We start from the raw sequence: 18,836 nt of genomic DNA, 5'->3' as shown, positions 1-18,836 counted from the left end.
TTCCCTTGAAGTGTAATCCTAACAGCGGCGGCGGTCGCGGGGAGCATGATTGTTGAGAGAGCCAGTCAATCGCCTCAGTTTTTCCGCGGCCCCTCCAGCTGCAGCTGTTCCGGTGTATCCGGCAGGCGTTCAACCACTGCCAGTTTTTCCGGCATCTGGCGGTTGCGCCAGGCGCGGAAGGCACCAAGTTCGTCATCCAGGGTCTTCATCAACCACGCCAGCACGGCGATGTCGTCGAGCATGCCGAATACCGGGAGAAAATCGGGGATCGCGTCCACCGGGCTGAGGAAATACATCAACCCTGCCACTACCGATAGCAAAGCCTTGGGGCTCACAGCGCGATACTCACCTCGCCAGTAAGCCAGACACAGTGCCTGGAGCAGGCGCAGATCCTCCTTGACCTTGCCCAGACGGCCACCCTGGCTGGCCCCCTTGCTGGCCACGGCAAACAACAGCGTCGGTAAACGACCGCGGCTCAGCAACCGACCAGCCAGGGGCAGGAATCGAGCAAAACTCCAGGGTGCTTTCATCATCACTCCACTGAAATGTTATCCACACAAATTGTGGATAACCTTGTGAACAGAGCTATTTTTCACAGCTGAAAGCCCCGTTTCATAAGGGCTTAGCTCAGATCGGGCGTTTTTTACTCACATAAAAAAACCCATAATTTCATTGACTTGGCGGCCTTCACAGACTAGCCACCGCCGATACCCAGTTCTGACCACCTACGATGGCGCCGGTTCGGAATATTTACCAGCAGTGGCCCGCAGAAACGACAACGCCCCGTAAAAACGGGGCGTTGCTTCAGGCGCAGAGACAGGTTACTTGGCGGCGTCCTGCTTGGCTGGATCCTTGATACCCAGCAGCTCCAGTTCGAACACCAGAACCGAGTTGGCCGGGATCGACGGGCTTGGGCTTTGTGCGCCGTAGGCCAGATCGCTAGGGATGTACAGCTTGTACTTCTCACCCACGTGCATCAGTTGCAGACCTTCAACCCAACCCGGGATGACGCCACTGACAGGCAGATCGATCGGGCTGCCACGCTCTACCGAGCTGTCGAATACAGTACCGTTGGTCAAAGTACCGGTGTAGTGAACCGTGACCACGTCAGTCGACTTGGGCTGAGGACCATCAGCCTTCTTCAGCACTTCGTACTGCAGGCCGGAAGCAGTGGTAGTCACGCCGGTTTTCTTACCGTTTTCCTCGAGGAATTTCTTGCCGGCAGCAGCCGACTCTTCACTCATCTTGGCCATGCGCTCTTCGGCACGCTTTTGCAGCGCGGCAAAGGCTTCAACCAGTTCCTCATCCTTCAGCTTCTGTTCTTTCTTGCCGACGGCATCTTCGATGCCCTGGGCTACCGCTTTGGAATCCAGGTCATCCATGCCTTCTTGGGCGAGACTCTTGCCCATGTTCAGGCCGATACCGTAGGAAGCTTTTTGCGCCGGGGTTTTCAGCTCTACGCTGGTCTGCGAGTCACACCCCGCAAGTACCAGGCTAACCAGGGCCACCGCCGCCGCCAACCGATGCTGTTTCATGCTATTTCCTTGTTCATGCGCCTAAAGGGCAATCGAATAAAGCCGCGAGCTTATCAGGCGACCACGACCAATGGCTACCGGCGTAAGAGTAGTAAATGTCCGATAAGTTCACGTCTTTAAACACGTTTTATGCTTTGGGGAACGCCCGCTCAGGCGGCTCGGTGAGGCGCTGGAACGAGCGCGAATAACCATAGCGCAAGTAATGGCTACTTGCCGCGTCAGAGACGCTCAGGCATAAGGAAAGCAAATTCGACAAGGACGTACATCTTGCGCCTCATCTACCGTGTATTGCTGTTGATTGCCGTGTTGATCGGCATAGCCCTGGCCGTGGTTGTGTACTACATCGCCAACCCCAAGCTTCCCGACTATGTGCCCGTCGAGCAGGTGCACTATCTGGACCAGTGGGACGCTGCCGATCGCCAGACGTACTATTTCACCCCCCAAGGCACTCAAGTCAAAGGCCTGCGCTATGAATGGTTCACCGCCCTGGAGCTGCCCTTCTCCAAGCAGTCCTTTGCAGCGCCGGAGTACCTGGCACGCTTCGGGTTCCTGGTTCAGCCCGGACAGAAAGCCACCGCGCAGAATCCCGGCAACCTGCCAGTAGGGTTCGCCCGACACCAGAACCCAGGCAGCCCGGAACAGTACCTGGACATCACCTGCGCCGCCTGCCACACCGGGGAACTGCGCTTCAACCATCAGGCATTGCGAATCGATGGCGGATCGGCGCAACACGTCCTGCCCTCCAGCGTGCCAACCCTGCGCGGCGGCAGCTTCGGCCAGGCGCTGGTAGCCAGTCTGGCCACCACCTATTACAACCCATGGAAATTCGAGCGTTTCGCCCGCAAAGTGCTGGGCGCAGACTATGACGCGCAACATGAACAACTGCGCAAGGATTTCAAGGCCTCGCTGGACACCTTCCTCCGAGTCGCCTGGAACGATACCCATCGTGGCCTCTATCCCACCGAGGAAGGCCCGGGCCGTACCGATGCCTTCGGCCGCATAGCCAACGCCAGTTTCGGCGATGCCATTTCTGCGCAGAACTATCGGATCGCCAACGCCCCGGTGGATTACCCACAACTGTGGGACATCTGGACCTTCGATTGGGTGCAGTGGAACGGTTCCGCACAGCAACCCATGGCCCGCAACATTGGCGAGGCCCTGGGGGTCGGTGCCACCCTCAATCTGTTCGACAGCAACGGCCAGCCCCTCACCGGCGATGCCCGCTACCCGTCCAGCGTGCGGGTTCGCGACCTTAACCATATAGAAGAAACCTTGCAGCGCCTGAAGCCTCCCACATGGCCTGAGGCACTGCTGGGCACTGTCGATAAACCTCTGGCTGCCAAGGGCCGCGACCTGTTCGCCAGCCACTGCGCCGGCTGTCACCTACCGACAGTGAGCGAGAGCAACGGCCGCCCAGTGCAGCAACTGAAGATGCTCCCGGTTTCGGTGATTGGTACCGACCCGAACTCCGCCAGCAACATCGCCGACTTGCGCTATGACCTGAGCGCCCTGCAATGGGACACCGCCGAACTGGCCAAGTCCAACGTCGAACTGCACCCGACGCCCACTGAACCACTTGACCTGCGCCAACTCTCGGCCGCGAAGGGCCTGGCCTATATCACCGCCTTCGTCGAGGAACGTGCCTACCGAGATGCCAAGGTCACTCCCGAGGAACGGCCACGGCTGGATGGCTATGGCCTGCCGATCGGCGTACGGGAGCTGCGTGCCTACAAGGCCCGGCCACTGGCTGGGGTCTGGGCGACACCGCCTTACCTGCACAACGGCTCGGTGCCCAACCTGTATCAACTGCTTTCGCCCCAATCCGAACGCTCCACCACCTTCTATCGAGGCACCTTCGAATACGATCCCAAGCACCTGGGCTATCGCCCGGAAGCCTTCAAGAATGGCTTTGAATTCGATACCCGCATCAGCGGCAACCACAACAGCGGCCACGAATTCCGTGCCGGCCAGCGTGGCAACGGCGTCATCGGCCCTCTGCTGCAACCCGAAGAGCGCTGGGCGCTGCTGGAATACTTGAAAGTGCTAGGCGGACCGCTGGAGTCACAACTGCCATGAAACTCGATCTCGCAAGAAAACGACCGTCACTGCTGGCCAGGCTCTGGCTAAGCCTCAGTGCATTGCTGGGCAAGACTCTGTTATTGCTGGCTGGCATCGGCCTGCTGGGTTGGGCCCTGGGCAGCGCCTGGTTCGCCTGGCAGCACCGTGGTCCGGTGGCAGTGCAGGAGCAGATTCCCGCCGATGAAGCCGCACGCACCCAGGACATCATCCAGACCGCCGTACGCATCGTCGATCAACACCGCGAAGGCACGCGCTACCTGCGCGATGCCCACGCCAAGGCTCATGGCTGCGTGAAAGCCGAGGTCCAGGTGCTCAAGGACCTGAATTCGGAACTGCGCCAGGGTGTATTCGCCAACCCCGGCCAGACCTGGCAAGCGACCGTGCGTTTGTCCAACGGCAATGCCTATCCGCAGTTCGACAGCATTCGCGATGCCCGCGGCATGGCGATCAAACTGCTGGATGTTCCTGGGCAACAGCTGATCCCCGCGGAATCGGCGCGACGCGAGCAGGACTTCGTGATGTTCAATCATCCGAACTTCTTCGTCAGCGATGTGGCGGAGTATCAACAAAACATTGCAGCCCAAGCGGATGGCAAGAAAGTCGGCGCCTTCTTCCCTGGCTGGGATCCTCGCAGCTGGCAGATCCGCCATCTGTTCATCGCCTTGGCCACGTTGTCACCAGCACCAGCCAGCCCGACCCAGACGACCTACTTTTCGGTCTCGCCCTACAAGTTCGGTAACGCCAACGCCAAGTTCCGGGTCATGCCAGACCCGGACAGCTGCCCGGCCTACAGCTTGCCAGCGCAGAACCAGGACCTGCCCAACTTCTTGCGCAGCGCACTGACCCAGCAGCTCTCCACCGATCGGATGCCAGCCTGCTTCGTGCTGCAGATCCAGCGCCAGGATCCGAGCCGGTTCATGCCGATCGAAGACACCAGCATCGAGTGGAAAGAAAGCGACGCACCGTTTGAAACCGTGGCCCGATTGACGATCCCCGCCCAGGACTTCGACACTCCTGCGCAAAACCTCGCCTGCGACAATCAATCCTTCAATCCCTGGTTCGGCATTGAGGCCCATCGCCCTATCGGTGGTATCAACCGCTTGCGCAAAGCGGTCTACGAAGCTGTCAGTGACTACCGGCACAGCCGTAACGCCGAGCAGTAGGCCCTGAAACAAGAAAAGCGGCCTGCGGGCCGCTTTTTGGGGTGCCGGATTTGCCTAAAGCCAAACCCCAGACAGCAAAAAGCCCGCGTTAGCGGGCTTTCCGTGATGACCTGGCGTTCAGTGTTCCAGGTTATCGAATATGGCGCAGCGGACGGGACTCGAACCCGCGACCCCCGGCGTGACAGGCCGGTATTCTAACCGACTGAACTACCGCTGCGCGTAGCGTTGAAAGTAAGTGGTGGGTGATGACGGGATCGAACCGCCGACATTCTGCTTGTAAGGCAGACGCTCTCCCAGCTGAGCTAATCACCCTTTACCTTCGTTGCGGGGCGCATTATGCCACAGAAATTCTTAAAGTGTTGATTTAATTGATAATTTTATCAAAAAAATCTGAATTCCCATGAAATGCCGCACTACCCACAAACTCTTTACAGCAAAAAGCCCGCGCTAGCGGGCTTTCTGTGGTGACCTGGCGTTCAGTGTTCCAGGTTACCGAATATGGCGCAGCGGACGGGACTCGAACCCGCGACCCCCGGCGTGACAGGCCGGTATTCTAACCGACTGAACTACCGCTGCGCGTAACACTGAATGCGAATGGTGGGTGATGACGGGATCGAACCGCCGACATTCTGCTTGTAAGGCAGACGCTCTCCCAGCTGAGCTAATCACCCTTCACGTTCGGTGTGGCGCGCATTCTACGGAGCAGCCCCCACTCTGGCAAGCACTTTTTATAATAATTTTTTCAGGCCTTCCAAAGGCTTAGCGAAGGGTTGGCCTGAGCAGCAGCGAAGAGAATAATGCCCTCCTTTGTATAAAGGAGAGATTCACCCCATGTGGTTCAAAAACCTGCTGATCTATCGCCTGACCCAAGATCTGCCTTTTGATGCTGAGGCGCTGGAAACTGCACTGGCGACCAAACTGGCGCGCCCCTGTGCAAGCCAGGAGTTGACCACTTACGGTTTCGTCGCCCCTTTCGGCAAAGGTGAAGACGCCCCGCTGGTGCACGTCAGCCAGGACTTCATGCTGGTGGCAGCGCGCAAAGAAGAACGCATCCTGCCTGGCAGCGTGGTGCGCGACGCGGTGAAGGAAAAGGTCGAAGAGATCGAAGCCGAACAGATGCGCAAGGTCTATAAGAAGGAGCGCGACCAGATCAAGGATGAAATCATCCAGGCGTTCCTGCCCCGGGCCTTTATCCGCCGCTCCTCGACCTTCGCCGCCATCGCCCCGAAACAAGGGCTGATTCTGGTCAACTCCGCCAGCCCCAAGCGCGCCGAAGATCTGCTCTCCACCCTGCGCGAAGTCCTCGGCACCCTGCCAGTACGTCCACTGACCGTGAAGATCGCCCCGAGCGCAATCATGACCGACTGGGTCAAGACGCAAAAAGCCGCCGACGACTTCTTCGTGCTCGACGAATGCGAACTGCGCGACACCCACGAAGACGGCGGCATCGTGCGCTGCAAGCGCCAGGACCTGACCGGCGAGGAAATCCAGCTGCACCTGAGCACCGGCAAGGTGGTCACCCAACTGTCCCTGGCCTGGCAGGACAAACTGTCCTTCATGCTCGACGACAAGATGGTGGTCAAGCGCCTGAAGTTCGAAGACCTGCTGCAGGATCAGGCGGAACAGGACGGCGGCGATGAAGCCCTCGGCCAGCAGGACGCCAGCTTCACCCTGATGATGCTGACTTTCGGCGACTTCCTGCCGGCGCTGTTCGAGGCCCTGGGTGGCGAGGAGATTCCGCAAGGCATCTGACGCCTTGCTCCAATAGCCGCCCCGCTATAGACGCCACCGCCTTCGGTGGCGTTTTCACATAATAAGGAACAGGTCATGCGAGCACTGGCTGCACTGAGCCGCTTTGTCGGCAACACCTTCGCCTACTGGGTACTGATCTTCGCCGTCCTGGCATTCTTCCAACCCGGTTGGTTCATCGGCCTCAAGGGCGCCATCGTGCCGCTGCTGGGCCTGGTGATGTTCGGCATGGGCCTGACCCTGAAACTCGAAGACTTCGCCGAAGTGGCCCGTCATCCTTGGCGCGTCGCACTGGGAGTGGTCGCGCACTTCGTGATCATGCCCGGGGTGGCCTGGCTACTCTGCCAGGCCTTCCATCTGCCGCCGGAAATTGCCGTCGGCGTGATTCTCGTGGGTTGCTGCCCCAGCGGCACCTCGTCCAACGTCATGACCTGGCTGGCCCGGGGCGACCTCGCCCTGTCGGTGGCCATTGCTGCAGTCACCACCCTGCTCGCGCCACTCTTGACCCCTGCGCTGATCTGGCTGCTGGCTTCGGCCTGGCTGCCGGTGTCTTTCATGGAGCTGTTCTGGTCGATCCTGCAAGTAGTGCTGCTACCGATCGTGCTGGGCGTGCTGGCCCAGCGCTTGCTGGGCCATCGGGTACAACATGCGGTAGAGGTACTGCCGCTGGTTTCGGTGGTGAGCATCGTCATCATCGTCACCGCCGTGGTGGCGGCCAGCCAGGCAAAAATCGCCGAGTCCGGACTGCTGATCATGGCGGTGGTGATGCTGCACAACAGCTTCGGCTACCTGTTGGGCTATTTCACCGGCCGGCTCTTCAAACTGCCACTGGCACAACGCAAATCCCTGGCCCTGGAAGTCGGCATGCAGAACTCCGGCCTGGGGGCCGCCCTGGCCAGCGCCCACTTCTCTCCACTGGCGGCAGTACCCAGCGCCCTGTTCAGCGTCTGGCATAACATCTCCGGGGCCTTGCTCTCGACCTACTTCCGCGGCATGAGGGACAAAAGCGAGCAAAAACTGGAAACACAACGAGTCGGCAACCGAGCTGAAAACTGATCGACCGAGCCGCATTGAGCAGTATACTGCGCAGCGCGAGGACGACCTCGCGGCTCAATCGAGTGACTTATTTGTGGGGACGACCCCATCAACCGATGAGGTCAGCATGTCCTGGATCATTTTGTTGTTTGCCGGTTTGTTTGAAGTGGGCTGGGCTGTCGGCCTGAAGTACACCGACGGTTTCAGCCGTCCGCTGCCCACCGCCCTGACCATCCTCGCCATGGCTATCAGCCTGGGCCTGCTCGGTCTGGCCATGAAGGAGCTGCCCCTGGGCACGGCCTACGCCATCTGGACCGGGGTCGGTGCTATTGGCACGGTGATCGCAGGGATCATCCTGTTCGGCGAATCCATGGCCCTGGTGCGCCTGGCCAGCGTGGCGCTGATCATCGCCGGCCTGGTGGGCTTGAAAGTCAGCGCCAGCTGACCGCCGCCGCACAGAAATGAAAACGCCCGCAATGCTGCGGGCGTTTTTGTATTCACTGCAATCCTAGCGACGACTGCCGCGCAACTGCCCCACCACCGCCTGCAACTGCGCGGGTTCGGTGGCCTCCACACTTACGACTGGCCCGGCCACCAAAGTCACTCGTGACCAGAAGCGATGGAAGAACCCTTTGTTCGGGTCGCGACTGAAGAAGCTGCCCCACAAGCCCTGCAGTGCCAGGGGAATCACCGGCACCGGGGTTTCTTCGAGAATCCGTGTCAGGCCGCCCTTGAACTCATTAATCTCACCATCGGCAGTCAGCTTGCCCTCGGGAAAAATGCACACCAACTCACCGTCACGCAGATACTGGGCAATACGCTTAAAGGCCTTTTCGTAGATTTCCAGATCTTCATGCCTTGCAGCGATAGGAATGGTACCGGCGGTGCGGAAGATAAAGTTCAGCACTGGCAGGTTGTAGATCTTGTAGTACATCACGAAGCGAATCGGCCGGCGCACCGCGCCGCCAATCAACAAGGCATCGACGAACGACACGTGGTTGCACACCAGCAACGCCGCTCCTTCATCGGGGATCTGCTCCAGATTGCGATGCTCGACGCGGTACATGGAATGGCTGAGCAGCCAGATCATGAACCGCATGCTGAACTCGGGCACCACTTTGAAGATATAGACGTTGACCGCGATGTTGAGCAGCGACACCACCAGGAACAGGTGGGGAATGGTCAGCTTGACCATGCTCAGCATGACGATGGAAACAATCGCCGATACCACCATGAACAGCGCATTGAGAATATTGTTGGCAGCAATTACCCGGGCCCGTTCATTCTCCGGAGTACGCGATTGGATCAGCGCATACAGCGGCACTATATAGAAGCCACCGAATACCCCCAGTCCCAGCACGTCGAACAACACCCACCAGGCATGCCCGAAGCCCAGCACTTCAAGCCAGCCATGACCATTGACACTCTCCGGGATACCACCGGAATGCCACCACAGCAGCAGGCCGAATACCGTCAGGCCAAAGGAGCCAAACGGCACCAGGCCGATCTCAACCTTGCGCCCCGAAAGCTTCTCGCACAGCATCGAGCCCACCGCGATACCCACCGAGAACACAGTGAGGATCAGGGTCACCACCGTCTCGTCGCCGTGCATCCACTCCTTGGCATAGGCGGGAATCTGAGTCAGGTAGATTGCCCCGACAAACCAGAACCAGGAGTTGCCGACAATTGACCGCGACACCGCCGGTGTCTGCCCCAAGCCCAGACGCAAGGTGGCCCAGGACTGACTGAAGATGTTCCAGTTCAGGCGCATGTCCGGGGTTGCAGCAGCCGCCCGTGGAATGGCCCGACTTGCCAGGTACCCCGACACCGCGACGCCCAGGATGGCAACCGAGACAATAGAGGCGTAATGAGCCGAGGACATCATGATCCCCGCGCCGATGGTCCCGGCCAGAATCGCCAGGAAAGTCCCCATTTCCACCAGGCCATTGCCGCCCACCAGTTCCTCTTCACGCAGGGCCTGGGGCAGGATCGAATATTTCACCGGGCCGAACAGCGCCGAATGGGTCCCCATGGCAAATAGCGCCAACAGCATCAGCCAGAGATGGTCGAAGACGAAGCCCACCGCTCCCACGGCCATGATCGCGATCTCCCCCAGCTTGATCAGGCGAATCAGCGCATCCTTGGCGAACTTCTCACCGAACTGCCCGGCCAGGGCCGAGAACAGAAAGAACGGCAGGATGAACAGCAAGGCACAGAGGTTGACCCAGATCGAGCGATCACCCTCGATGCTCAGCTTGTAGAGAATGGCCAGGATCAACGACTGCTTGAAGATGTTGTCGTTGAAGGCGCCGAGGGATTGCGTGATGAAGAACGGCAGGAACCGCCGCTTGCGGAGCAAAGTGAACTGCGAAGGGTGACTCATCTTCCATGTCCCTGAGTGGCGTGGATACTGTTATTGGAATGTCGAATATCGATCCAGGCCACAACCTTACCTATCTTTGGCGATTATTTCCGTAAGCCCGCAATGCACGGCGAAACAAACAGCTCTCCTTTATAGGCCCCCTGGACCGTACGCCTGGCCACGATCAGCCACATCAACGCCAGGGCCGCTACCAACACCGCACCAAATACGCTGAAGAATCCCAGGTGCAAAGTGCTACCCAGCTTCAAGGTGGCCAGCGAATACACACCCAGCGGGAAGGTAAAGCCCCACCAACCGAGGTTGAAGGGAATGCCCTCGCGCAAGTAACGGCGGGTGATCAGTACCGCCATCAACATCCACCACAGGCCGAAGCCCCATAAGGTCAGGCCCGCCACCAGCCCCAGGCCGGCGGCAATCTCGCCGACGCCGGACAGGCCATTGGCGGCAAAGATCGCCGGTGCATCGCCCCCCAGCACCAGCATGCCCAGGGCGCCGGTACCGATCGGGCCCAGGGCCAGCCAGCTCGAGGCCGCCATGCTTTCGTGGGGCAATTTGTGCAAGGCCATGCGCAGCAGCAGGATCGTCAGGATGCTGAAAGCCACCGGCAGCGAAAAAGCCCACAACACATAGCTGGTACTGAGCATCACCAGTTGGGCGTGAGCATCCGCCAGATGCGGCGCCAGCAAGCCGCCGCTGGCCGCCGCCACTTCAGCCGCCACCACCGGCAGCAACCAGACGGCGGTCATCTGATCGATGCTGTGCTCCTGCCGGGTGAACATCATGTAGGGGATCAACACCCCGCAAGCCAGGGACATGGCCACGTCCAGCCACCACAACACTTGCGCCAGATGCACCACCGCCTCGCCCCAGCGCGAAATGCCGAACAGCAGCAAGCCGTTGATGATGGTCGCCAGCCCCATGGGAATGGTGCCGAAAAACATCGATACCGTTGAGTGAGCAAAGATTCGCCGCGCCTCATCGAAGAACAGCACCCAGCGCGCGGTGTACATCGCGGTAAAGAGCAGGAACAGGACGATGGTCAACCACCAGAAGCCTTCAGCCACCTGATGCAGGCCTGGCACCGGCGCCGGCCATTGGGCCAGCGCCAGGGCCAGAACACCGGTGCCCATGGTGGCGGCGAACCAGTTGGGAGTGAATTGGCGAATGGCTTCACGGGGGTGCTGTAGATGACTCAAGGGCCGGCGGCCGGCTTTGACGCTGTGGGTGCATGGCATGACGTGTCTCCTGTCCTCTGATGAGGTGGAGCCCATGGTAGAACCTAATCGAATATCTATATAACGGGTAATTTCTCTATCTGTTATCTATTTTGCAGATACAAACCTAGACACTGCCTTCGGATTCGATCACCAACACCCTGGCAACACCCTGGGGATGAGCCACATGCTCGGTTCCCAGATCGGCATAAAAAATGTCGCCCACTTCCAGCAGCACCGACTGCTCCACCCCCTCAACGCGATAGCGCATCTGCACCTGGCCACCCAGCACCACGAACACCTCCTGACCGTCATTGACGTGCCATCGGTACGGCTGGTCAGTCCAGTGCAGGCGCGTGGTGATGCCGTTCATGTTGGCGATATCCAGGGCTGCCCAGGCCCGCTCGCCGGTAAAGTCAGCACTGCGAATGACCTTCATACCGCCCTCCCTGACACAAAAGGTTTTGAGCGGCCCGACTGGCCGCCCGTTAGCGCTGAATGGTCGCTGAAACACGACTGACGCGACTGCTTGTCGAGCAACCGATGACCAGACCCAGGAAACATAAGGCACTCCATGGCAGCAGGGAACAGGTGCCCATAGTGAACGTGAGCGGCCCTCTCGCCAACCGACAGAATTGCCCTTGGTTTCCATGAGCGTCGACCGCTGCGCCTCGCAATCAAGCAACTGCTCAGCCTCCCGAGCGCAGGACCTTGTCGGCCAAACGCTGGCGCAAGGAAAAGAACATCAACGCGCCACTAAGGGTCAGCACTGCCACCATGGCACCGCCAATCAGGTTCGAAGTGGAGCCGGTGGTGATGCTGGAACTCCATGAAATGATCGAGCTTGCCCTGCAACCCTAGCCGCCCGAACGACCGTCCGGCCCTGCGACATCAGGCCACGCTGATACCTTGGTCGACACTGACGCCAACTCAACATCGTGCCAGACTGTCTGGCCGGGCTGACGTGCCCGGCGTCTTTGCTTCGGAGTTTCCATGTCGTTGTCCAGCGGGCTGATTGCCGCCGTTGCCCTGGCCTATATGGCCATCATGTTTGCCATCGCCTTCTATGGCGACCGTCGCAGCGCGCCCCTTCCGCCGCGGGTGCGGGCCTGGGTGTACAGCCTGTCGCTGGCCGTCTATTGCACCAGCTGGACCTTCTTTGGCGCCGTGGGCCAGGCGGCCGAACAACTCTGGGCTTTCCTGCCGATCTATCTGGGCCCCATCCTGCTGCTGGTGTTCGCCCCCTGGGTGCTGCAGAAGATGGTGATGATCAGCAAGCAGGAGAACATCACCTCCATTGCCGACTTCATTGCCGCCCGCTACGGCAAGTCCCAGTCCCTGGCGGTGGTCGTAGCCCTGATCTGCCTGGTGGGGGTGCTGCCCTACATCGCCCTGCAACTCAAGGGCATCGTGCTCGGAGTGAACCTGCTGATCGGCGCCGGAGCCGACGCCATGGGTACCCGCGCCCAGGACACGGCACTGATCGTGTCGCTGATCCTGGCGCTGTTTACCATTGTCTTCGGCACCCGCAACCTCGACGCCACCGAGCACCACCGGGGCATGGTGCTGGCGATTGCCTTCGAATCCCTGGTCAAGCTGTTTGCCTTCCTGGCCGTCGGCGCCTTCGTCACGTTTGGCCTCTATGACGGTTTCGACGATCTGTTCAACCAGGCCATGCTCGCGCCCCGCCTGGAGCAGTACTGGAAGGAAACCATCAACTGGCCGTCGATGGTGGTGCAGACCGGAGTGGCGATGATGGCGATCATCTGCCTGCCGCGGCAATTCCACGTCACCGTGGTCGAGAACATCGAGCCCCAGGACCTGCGCCTGGCCAAATGGGTGTTCCCCGCTTACCTGGCTCTGGCCGCACTATTCGTGGTGCCCATCGCCCTGGCCGGACAGATGCTCCTGCCCAGCAGCGTATTGCCGGACTCCTTCGTTATCAGCCTGCCTTTGGCCCAGGCTCATCCCGCCCTGGCCTTGCTTGCGTTCATCGGTGGCGCCTCGGCCGCCACCGGCATGGTGATCGTGGCCAGCGTGGCACTGTCGACCATGGTCTCCAACGACATGTTGCTGCCCTGGCTGCTGCGACATAAAAACGCCGAACGCCCCTTCGAAGTGTTCCGTCACTGGATGCTTTCGGTGCGCCGAGTCAGCATCGTGGTCATCCTGTTGCTGGCCTATGTCAGCTATCGCCTGCTGGGCTCCACCGCCAGTCTGGCCACCATCGGCCAGATTGCGTTCGCCGCCGTGACTCAACTGGCGCCGGCCATGCTTGGCGCGTTGTACTGGAAACAGGCCAACCGTCGAGGGGTGTTTGCCGGACTCGCCGCCGGCACCTTTATCTGGTTTTACACCCTGGTCCTGCCCATCGCTGCCCACAGCCTGGGCTGGTCCCTGAGCAGCTTCCCCGGCCTGGCCTGGCTGCACAGCAATCCGCTGGACCTGCCCATCACACCACTGACCCAGGGCGTGGTGCTGTCACTGGCCGGTAACTTCACCCTGTTCGCCTGGGTCTCGGTGCTGTCGCGCACCCGGGTTTCCGAACACTGGCAGGCCGGACGCTTCATCGGCCAGGAAATCAGCGGTCGCCTCAGCTCACGCTCGATGCTGGCAGTGCAGATCGACGACCTGCTGAAACTGGCCGCGCGCTTTGTCGGTGAAGAGCGCGCCCGCCAGAGCTTCATCCGCTTCGCCTATCGTCAGGGCAAAGGCTTCAACCCGAATCAGAACGCCGACGGCGAATGGATCGCCCATACCGAACGCCTGCTCGCCGGTGTCCTTGGCGCCTCCTCGACCCGTGCCGTGGTCAAGGCCGCCATCGAAGGCCGGGAGATGCAACTCGAAGACGTGGTGCGCATCGCTGACGAAGCCTCTGAAGTGCTGCAGTTCAACCGCGCACTGCTGCAAGGCGCAATCGAAAACATCACCCAGGGCATCAGTGTGGTGGACCAGTCGTTGAAACTGGTGGCCTGGAACCGTCGTTATCTGGAGCTGTTCAATTACCCCGAAGGCCTGATCAGCGTTGGCCGGCCGATTGCCGACATCATTCGCCATAACGCCGAGCGCGGCCTGTGCGGCCCCGGCGAAGCGGAGGTCCACGTCGCCCGACGCCTGCACTGGATGCGCCAGGGACGAGCCCATACTTCCGAGCGGCTGTTCCCCAACGGCCGGGTCATCGAACTGATCGGCAACCCGATGCCCGGCGGCGGCTTCGTCATGAGCTTCACTGACATCACCCCGTTCCGCGAGGCCGAGCAGGCCCTGACCGAGGCCAACGAGGGCCTGGAACAACGGGTGGCGGAACGCACCCATGAACTGTCGCAACTCAATGCTGCGCTGACCGAAGCCAAGGGCACGGCGGAAGCGGCCAACCAATCCAAGACGCGCTTCCTGGCGGCCGTCAGTCACGACCTGATGCAACCCCTGAACGCTGCACGGCTGTTCTCCGCCGCCCTTTCACACCAGAATGACGGACTCTCTGTCGAAGCCCAGCAGTTGGTGCAGCACCTGGACAGCTCACTGCGCTCTGCCGAAGACCTGATCAGCGACCTGCTGGATATCTCGCGCCTGGAAAACGGCAAGATCACCCCCGATCGCAAACCCTTTGCCCTCAACGAGCTGTTCGACACCCTGGGGGCGGAATTCAAGGCCCTGGCCCATGAGCAGGGCCTGCAATTCCGGGTGCGCGGTAGCCGTCTGCGGGTCGACAGTGACAGCAAGTTACTGCGGCGGGTGCTGCAGAATTTCCTGACTAACGCCTTCCGCTATGCCAAGGGCCCGGTCTTGCTGGGAGTGCGTCGTCGGGGCGACTCATTGAGCCTTGAAGTCTGGGATCGGGGACCGGGTATCCCCCGGGACAAGCAGCAGGTGATCTTCGAAGAGTTCAAGCGCCTGGACAGCCACCAGACCCGCGCCGAAAAAGGCCTGGGACTGGGCCTGGCCATTGCCGACGGCCTGTGCCGGGTCCTCGGCCACCCGTTGCAGGTACGCTCCTGGCCCGGCAAGGGCAGCGTTTTCAGTGTCAACGTTCCCTTGGCCCGCAGTAGCGTGGTCGCGCCAGGCAAAGCGGTGGAGCTCAACGGGCAGTCCCTCAACGGCGGGCAGGTGCTCTGTGTGGATAATGAAGACAGCATCCTGATCGGCATGAACAGCCTGCTTACACGCTGGGGTTGCCAAGTCTGGACTGCCCGGAACCGCGAAGAGTGCGCGGCGCTGCTCAAGGAAGGCATCCGCCCGCAATTGGCGCTGGTGGACTACCACCTGGACGATGGCGAAACCGGCACCGACGTCATGGCCTGGCTACGCACTCAGTTGGGGGAGCCGGTGCCGGGCGTGGTGATCAGTGCTGATGGGCGTCCGGAGATGATCGCCCAGGTGCACGCGGCAGGGTTGGACTATCTGGCCAAGCCCGTAAAACCGGCAGCCTTGCGCGCCCTATTGAGTCGTCATCTGCCTTTGGGCTGAGCCAGTGACGGGCTACTCCGGCAACTCCAACTCTCGCCCGTCGGCATCGGTCATGGCCCGCTCCAGCAAATCTGCCGGCAAACTCTTGCTGGCCCGGGCCCCCAGCAACTTGAGCTGCTCACTGCGGCTGACCAGATTGCCCCGACCTTCGGTGAGCTTGTTGCGCGCGGCGGCATATGCCTTGTCCAGTTGCTGCAAGCGGTTGCCGACTTCATCCAGATCCTGGATAAACAGCACGAACTTGTCATAGAGCCAGCCCGCCCGTTCGGCGATTTCACGGGCATTCTGACTCTGGCGCTCCTGCTTCCACAGGCTGTCGATTACCCGCAAAGTAGCGAGCAAGGTGGTTGGGCTGACAATGACGATATGCCGGTCGAACGCTTCCTGAAACAGGTTGGGCTCGGCTTGCAGGGCTGCCGAGAATGCGGCTTCGATGGGCACGAATAGCAGTACGAAGTCGAGGCTGTGCAAACCTTCCAGACGTTTGTAATCCTTGCCGGCCAAGCCTTTGACGTGATTGCGCAGGGACAGCACATGTTGCTTCAGGGCCGCCTGGGCAATCTGTGGATCGTCGCTGCCGACGTACTGCTGGTAGGCCGTGAGGCTGACCTTGGAGTCCACCACCACCTGCTTGTCACCCGGCAGCATGATCAGAACATCGGGCTGGAAGCGCTCACCGTCCGGCCCTTTGAGGCTGACCTGGGTCTGGTACTCGCGTCCCTTCTCCAGGCCTGCATGCTCCAGCACCCGCTCAAGAATCAGCTCCCCCCAATTGCCCTGGGTCTTCTGCCCCTTGAGGGCGCGGGTCAGGTTAGTGGCTTCATCACTCAAGCGCAGATTCAGTTGCTGCAAACGCTCCAGCTCCTTGGCCAGGGAAAAACGCTCGCGGGCCTCGGCCTGATAACTCTCTTCGACCCTTTTTTCGAACGACTGGATGCGCTCCTTGAGCGGGTCCAGCAACTGCCCAAGCCGCTGCTGGCTAGTCTCGGCGAAACGCTGTTCGCGCTCATCGAAGATCTTGCCCGCCAGCTCGGCGAACTGGGCCCGAAGCTCGTCCCTGGACCCTTGCAGATCGGTAAGGCGCTGCTGGTGGCTTTCCTGCTGCTCTCGTAGCTCAGCCTGTAACGACGCGGCCTGGGCATCCAGACGTCGCAACTCGTTCTCTTTGGCGGCACGCTCCAGGTTCCAGGCGTGAGCAGCGTCACGGGCGTTGTCCCGCTCAATCTGCAGCAACTCGACCTCTCGACGCACAGCCGCCAGGTCCGCCTGCTTCAGAGCATTGGCCTGACTCAGGTCGCTGACTTCATCACGACTGGCATCCAGCTGTGCCATGAGTCCTTCCTGGGCCAATAGGGCCGTAGCCAGACGCTCTTCCAGCAGTGATAGCTCGGACTGGCTGGAACTGGCGCGACGCTGCAGTTGCCAGGCCAGCACCAGTAACGGCAGCGCCGCTCCCGCCAGGCCGAGCAGCAGGCTGGTCAAGTCCATAGCCATAGCAATTCCTGTCAGCGAAATAAGGAACGAAGGTTAACCAAGCCACCGGGCGTTGGACAGCCTCAGTCTTCGATACGGCCCAGCTCCAGTTGAGCACGACGGTCACCGGCGCGGGCTGCCTGGCGCAACAGGTCGTGACCGATACGGCGGTCCCGGGCGTTGCCACACTCGCGGCACATCAACTGACCCAGGCGACTTTGCGCCGCGACCACCCCTTCCCGGGCCGGCTGCTTGAGTAAACGTCCGGCAAAGTGCTTGACGTTAGGGTTGTGTCCCAGGCGCGGGCTGTCCAGCAACCACAGAGCCACACGCAAGGAGAAACGCTTGGGTTCGGTAACACTGTCAGGGAGGGCGGTAACAGAAGGTGATACTGAGCGAAACTTCATAAAGCACTGTGGGGCAGATCGGAAGGCGCGCCACTCTACTCCTTTTTTCGCTCGGGTAAAGTCAAAAAAGAGCCAGCACGCCCGTCCTAGAGCAAGCGCTTGGGACAATCCACAGAAGCTGTGGATAAGTCAGTGGACAACCCCTCTACAACCCTCTCAAAGCCCCATGAGACGGGCTCTGCAGTCAAACTGACGATTTTTTCACCAGTAAAAAAAGACGATGTTTATCATTGACTTAAATTCTCGAGACAGGCTATGGAGCAAGCCTTGGGGAAGGTGACAACCCGGTGACATGTGGCACAACAAGTGTGCACAACTGGGCGGAAACTGACGTCGGCAATGCACCACTTTCGTACACCCCGCCGTGTCGGAGGTGACACAATCGTCACCCCGTGACGTCGTTGCCCAGGGAACATTTTTCCTAGCACACTTGCATTCCTACCTTCAACCCGATAGACTCCGCCCCGTTAGTACCAAGCTGAAAGTCAATTCTGGTCGAACAAGTCCCGCCGACACCTCTCCTAACGAGAACAACGTCGAACATCAAGGACCGACCACCTCGCTGGTTTCCAGGTAATTCTCAAACTGACACCGCCCTTGAAACGAAATCAAAGGCAGTGCCCAAGTTACTTACTCTGACCGAACCAACCTGCAAATTGATCAGGATCTCCACCCTGGGCCCAGAACCTTTGCCCTTGCTGTGTTGCCTGCCCTCCTAAGTACCTACCTGCCAGCCCCTAGCGCAACCTTATTAAAGCGCTGCAACTGGCTGCTTTGTTCCAGTCGGGTTCTTCGTCTGACCAATAGTGGTCGACGTTACTGGAACGTTTTAACGTTGCACGGTTCTTAACCGTGTCATTTGTAGGAACACCTAATAATTATGTCTACTCAAATCCATACTCAGGATGCCATTCGCACCCTAACCCACGCTTTTGCGCCGTTGAACTGCCTGATCATGGCCACTCGCAAAGGCTGCTTCAGCTTCACCCTGGTCAATGAACACGGCATCGCCCGTCACAGCGAACGCCTGTATCCCGATCAATACTCCAGCGCCGAACCGCTGCAGGCAGTGATCGAGCGTACACGCCAGGCCTTGGTGGCCTGATACGCCAGAGTGCTGAAAACCCAAGAGCCTCGCCTGATCGCGGGGCTTTTTATTGCCTGTGATTTACCAATCCACTCCTCCAACCAAAGTACCAATAGGTATAAGGCTTATAACAAGAGCTCGGAAATGTTTTAAAAACAGGCCTTTACAACATAGATATGACACTACACTTCAAGTCAGGCGGCCCGCGCCGCTTCCGGCAAACCTGATCCTTTCATTGCTGCCA

At 59.9% G+C, this 18,836-nt stretch carries 15 protein-coding genes and 4 tRNA genes; 8 read left to right on the top strand and 11 right to left on the bottom strand.

The genetic code is table 11. The annotated features are described in order from the left end of the window. Positions 1 to 74: 74 nt before the first annotated feature. Together Q8O96_RS09105 and Q8O96_RS09100 are read right to left on the bottom strand one after the other, a co-directional pair. Positions 75 to 530, bottom strand: a complete 456-nt coding sequence (locus Q8O96_RS09105) for a YkvA family protein (protein WP_102880528.1) — start codon at positions 528 to 530, stop codon at positions 75 to 77. Positions 531 to 821: 291 nt separating this feature from the next. Continuing rightward, positions 822 to 1,535 (bottom strand): FKBP-type peptidyl-prolyl cis-trans isomerase, encoded by a 714-nt coding sequence (locus tag Q8O96_RS09100; RefSeq protein WP_102860775.1) that lies wholly within the window; start codon positions 1,533 to 1,535, stop codon positions 822 to 824. Positions 1,536 to 1,802: 267 nt separating this feature from the next. Between Q8O96_RS09100 and Q8O96_RS09095 the strand changes: the two genes are divergently transcribed. Both Q8O96_RS09095 and Q8O96_RS09090 read left to right on the top strand, forming a co-directional pair. After that, a complete protein-coding gene (locus Q8O96_RS09095) occupies positions 1,803 to 3,611 on the top strand; it encodes a di-heme-cytochrome C peroxidase (RefSeq protein ID WP_102860774.1) in 1,809 nt (602 codons plus the stop codon). Beyond that, positions 3,608 to 4,777: a catalase family protein gene (locus tag Q8O96_RS09090; protein WP_102860773.1), complete on the top strand. Its 1,170-nt coding sequence runs from the start codon at positions 3,608 to 3,610 to the stop codon at positions 4,775 to 4,777. The genes Q8O96_RS09095 and Q8O96_RS09090 overlap by 4 nt, the downstream gene beginning before the upstream one ends. A 140-nt stretch (positions 4,778 to 4,917) precedes the next feature. Here Q8O96_RS09090 and Q8O96_RS09085 read toward each other — a convergent pair. The 4 genes from Q8O96_RS09085 to Q8O96_RS09070 all read right to left on the bottom strand — a co-directional run bounded on the left by Q8O96_RS09085 (position 4,918) and on the right by Q8O96_RS09070 (position 5,448). Next, positions 4,918 to 4,994, bottom strand: a tRNA-Asp gene (locus tag Q8O96_RS09085). Positions 4,995 to 5,013: 19 nt separating this feature from the next. After that, a tRNA-Val gene (locus Q8O96_RS09080) sits at positions 5,014 to 5,089 on the bottom strand. Between the two features lie 187 nt (positions 5,090 to 5,276). Next, positions 5,277 to 5,353: transfer RNA gene (locus tag Q8O96_RS09075), tRNA-Asp, on the bottom strand. A gap of 19 nt (positions 5,354 to 5,372) precedes the next feature. Then, positions 5,373 to 5,448, bottom strand: a tRNA-Val gene (locus tag Q8O96_RS09070). A gap of 160 nt (positions 5,449 to 5,608) precedes the next feature. Here Q8O96_RS09070 and rdgC point away from each other — a divergent pair. The 3 genes from rdgC (at position 5,609) to sugE (ending at position 8,006) form a co-directional block, all read left to right on the top strand. Next, positions 5,609 to 6,529 (top strand): recombination-associated protein RdgC, encoded by a 921-nt coding sequence (rdgC, locus tag Q8O96_RS09065; RefSeq protein WP_016967448.1) that lies wholly within the window; start codon positions 5,609 to 5,611, stop codon positions 6,527 to 6,529. Positions 6,530 to 6,604: 75 nt separating this feature from the next. Then, the gene (locus Q8O96_RS09060) at positions 6,605 to 7,582 is read left to right on the top strand and encodes a bile acid:sodium symporter family protein (RefSeq protein ID WP_102860772.1); all 978 of its coding nucleotides are present in this window, start codon (positions 6,605 to 6,607) and stop codon (positions 7,580 to 7,582) included. Positions 7,583 to 7,688: 106 nt separating this feature from the next. Beyond that, the gene (gene sugE / locus Q8O96_RS09055; RefSeq protein WP_016967450.1) at positions 7,689 to 8,006 is read left to right on the top strand and encodes a quaternary ammonium compound efflux SMR transporter SugE; all 318 of its coding nucleotides are present in this window, start codon (positions 7,689 to 7,691) and stop codon (positions 8,004 to 8,006) included. Positions 8,007 to 8,069: 63 nt separating this feature from the next. Here the strand turns inward: sugE and Q8O96_RS09050 are convergent, their stop codons facing one another. The 3 genes from Q8O96_RS09050 to Q8O96_RS09040 all read right to left on the bottom strand — a co-directional run bounded on the left by Q8O96_RS09050 (position 8,070) and on the right by Q8O96_RS09040 (position 11,597). Beyond that, the gene (locus Q8O96_RS09050) at positions 8,070 to 9,944 is read right to left on the bottom strand and encodes an MFS transporter (protein ID WP_102860771.1); all 1,875 of its coding nucleotides are present in this window, start codon (positions 9,942 to 9,944) and stop codon (positions 8,070 to 8,072) included. 83 nt (positions 9,945 to 10,027) lie between these two features. Continuing rightward, a complete protein-coding gene (locus Q8O96_RS09045) occupies positions 10,028 to 11,179 on the bottom strand; it encodes a TDT family transporter (protein WP_305948692.1) in 1,152 nt (383 codons plus the stop codon). Positions 11,180 to 11,285: 106 nt separating this feature from the next. Next, positions 11,286 to 11,597 (bottom strand): cupin, encoded by a 312-nt coding sequence (locus Q8O96_RS09040; RefSeq protein ID WP_102860769.1) that lies wholly within the window; start codon positions 11,595 to 11,597, stop codon positions 11,286 to 11,288. 272 nt (positions 11,598 to 11,869) lie between these two features. On the opposite strand from Q8O96_RS09040, the gene Q8O96_RS09035 reads away from it, so the two are divergent. Together Q8O96_RS09035 and Q8O96_RS09030 are read left to right on the top strand one after the other, a co-directional pair. Next, positions 11,870 to 12,019 (top strand): hypothetical protein, encoded by a 150-nt coding sequence (locus Q8O96_RS09035; RefSeq protein ID WP_250329467.1) that lies wholly within the window; start codon positions 11,870 to 11,872, stop codon positions 12,017 to 12,019. Between the two features lie 132 nt (positions 12,020 to 12,151). Beyond that, complete coding sequence (locus Q8O96_RS09030; protein ID WP_305948691.1) at positions 12,152 to 15,625, top strand: PAS domain-containing hybrid sensor histidine kinase/response regulator; 3,474 nt, start codon at positions 12,152 to 12,154, stop codon at positions 15,623 to 15,625. A gap of 12 nt (positions 15,626 to 15,637) precedes the next feature. Here Q8O96_RS09030 and rmuC read toward each other — a convergent pair whose 3' ends face one another. Together rmuC and Q8O96_RS09020 are read right to left on the bottom strand one after the other, a co-directional pair. Beyond that, positions 15,638 to 17,005, bottom strand: a complete 1,368-nt coding sequence (gene rmuC / locus Q8O96_RS09025) for a DNA recombination protein RmuC (RefSeq protein WP_170001972.1) — start codon at positions 17,003 to 17,005, stop codon at positions 15,638 to 15,640. A 176-nt stretch (positions 17,006 to 17,181) separates the two neighbouring features. Then, positions 17,182 to 17,505 (bottom strand): sel1 repeat family protein, encoded by a 324-nt coding sequence (locus Q8O96_RS09020; protein WP_102880537.1) that lies wholly within the window; start codon positions 17,503 to 17,505, stop codon positions 17,182 to 17,184. Positions 17,506 to 18,385: 880 nt separating this feature from the next. On the opposite strand from Q8O96_RS09020, the gene Q8O96_RS09015 reads away from it, so the two are divergent. Continuing rightward, the gene (locus Q8O96_RS09015; RefSeq protein ID WP_102860765.1) at positions 18,386 to 18,610 is read left to right on the top strand and encodes a hypothetical protein; all 225 of its coding nucleotides are present in this window, start codon (positions 18,386 to 18,388) and stop codon (positions 18,608 to 18,610) included. Positions 18,611 to 18,836: the final 226 nt, after the last annotated feature.

Origin of the sequence: Pseudomonas sp. LPH60, from assembly GCF_030718165.1 — a bacterium.
Classification (GTDB): domain Bacteria; phylum Pseudomonadota; class Gammaproteobacteria; order Pseudomonadales; family Pseudomonadaceae; genus Aquipseudomonas; species Aquipseudomonas danubii.
The sequence above is the reverse complement of the archived record's forward strand: the minus strand, read 5'-3'. Positions and strand labels throughout refer to the sequence as shown.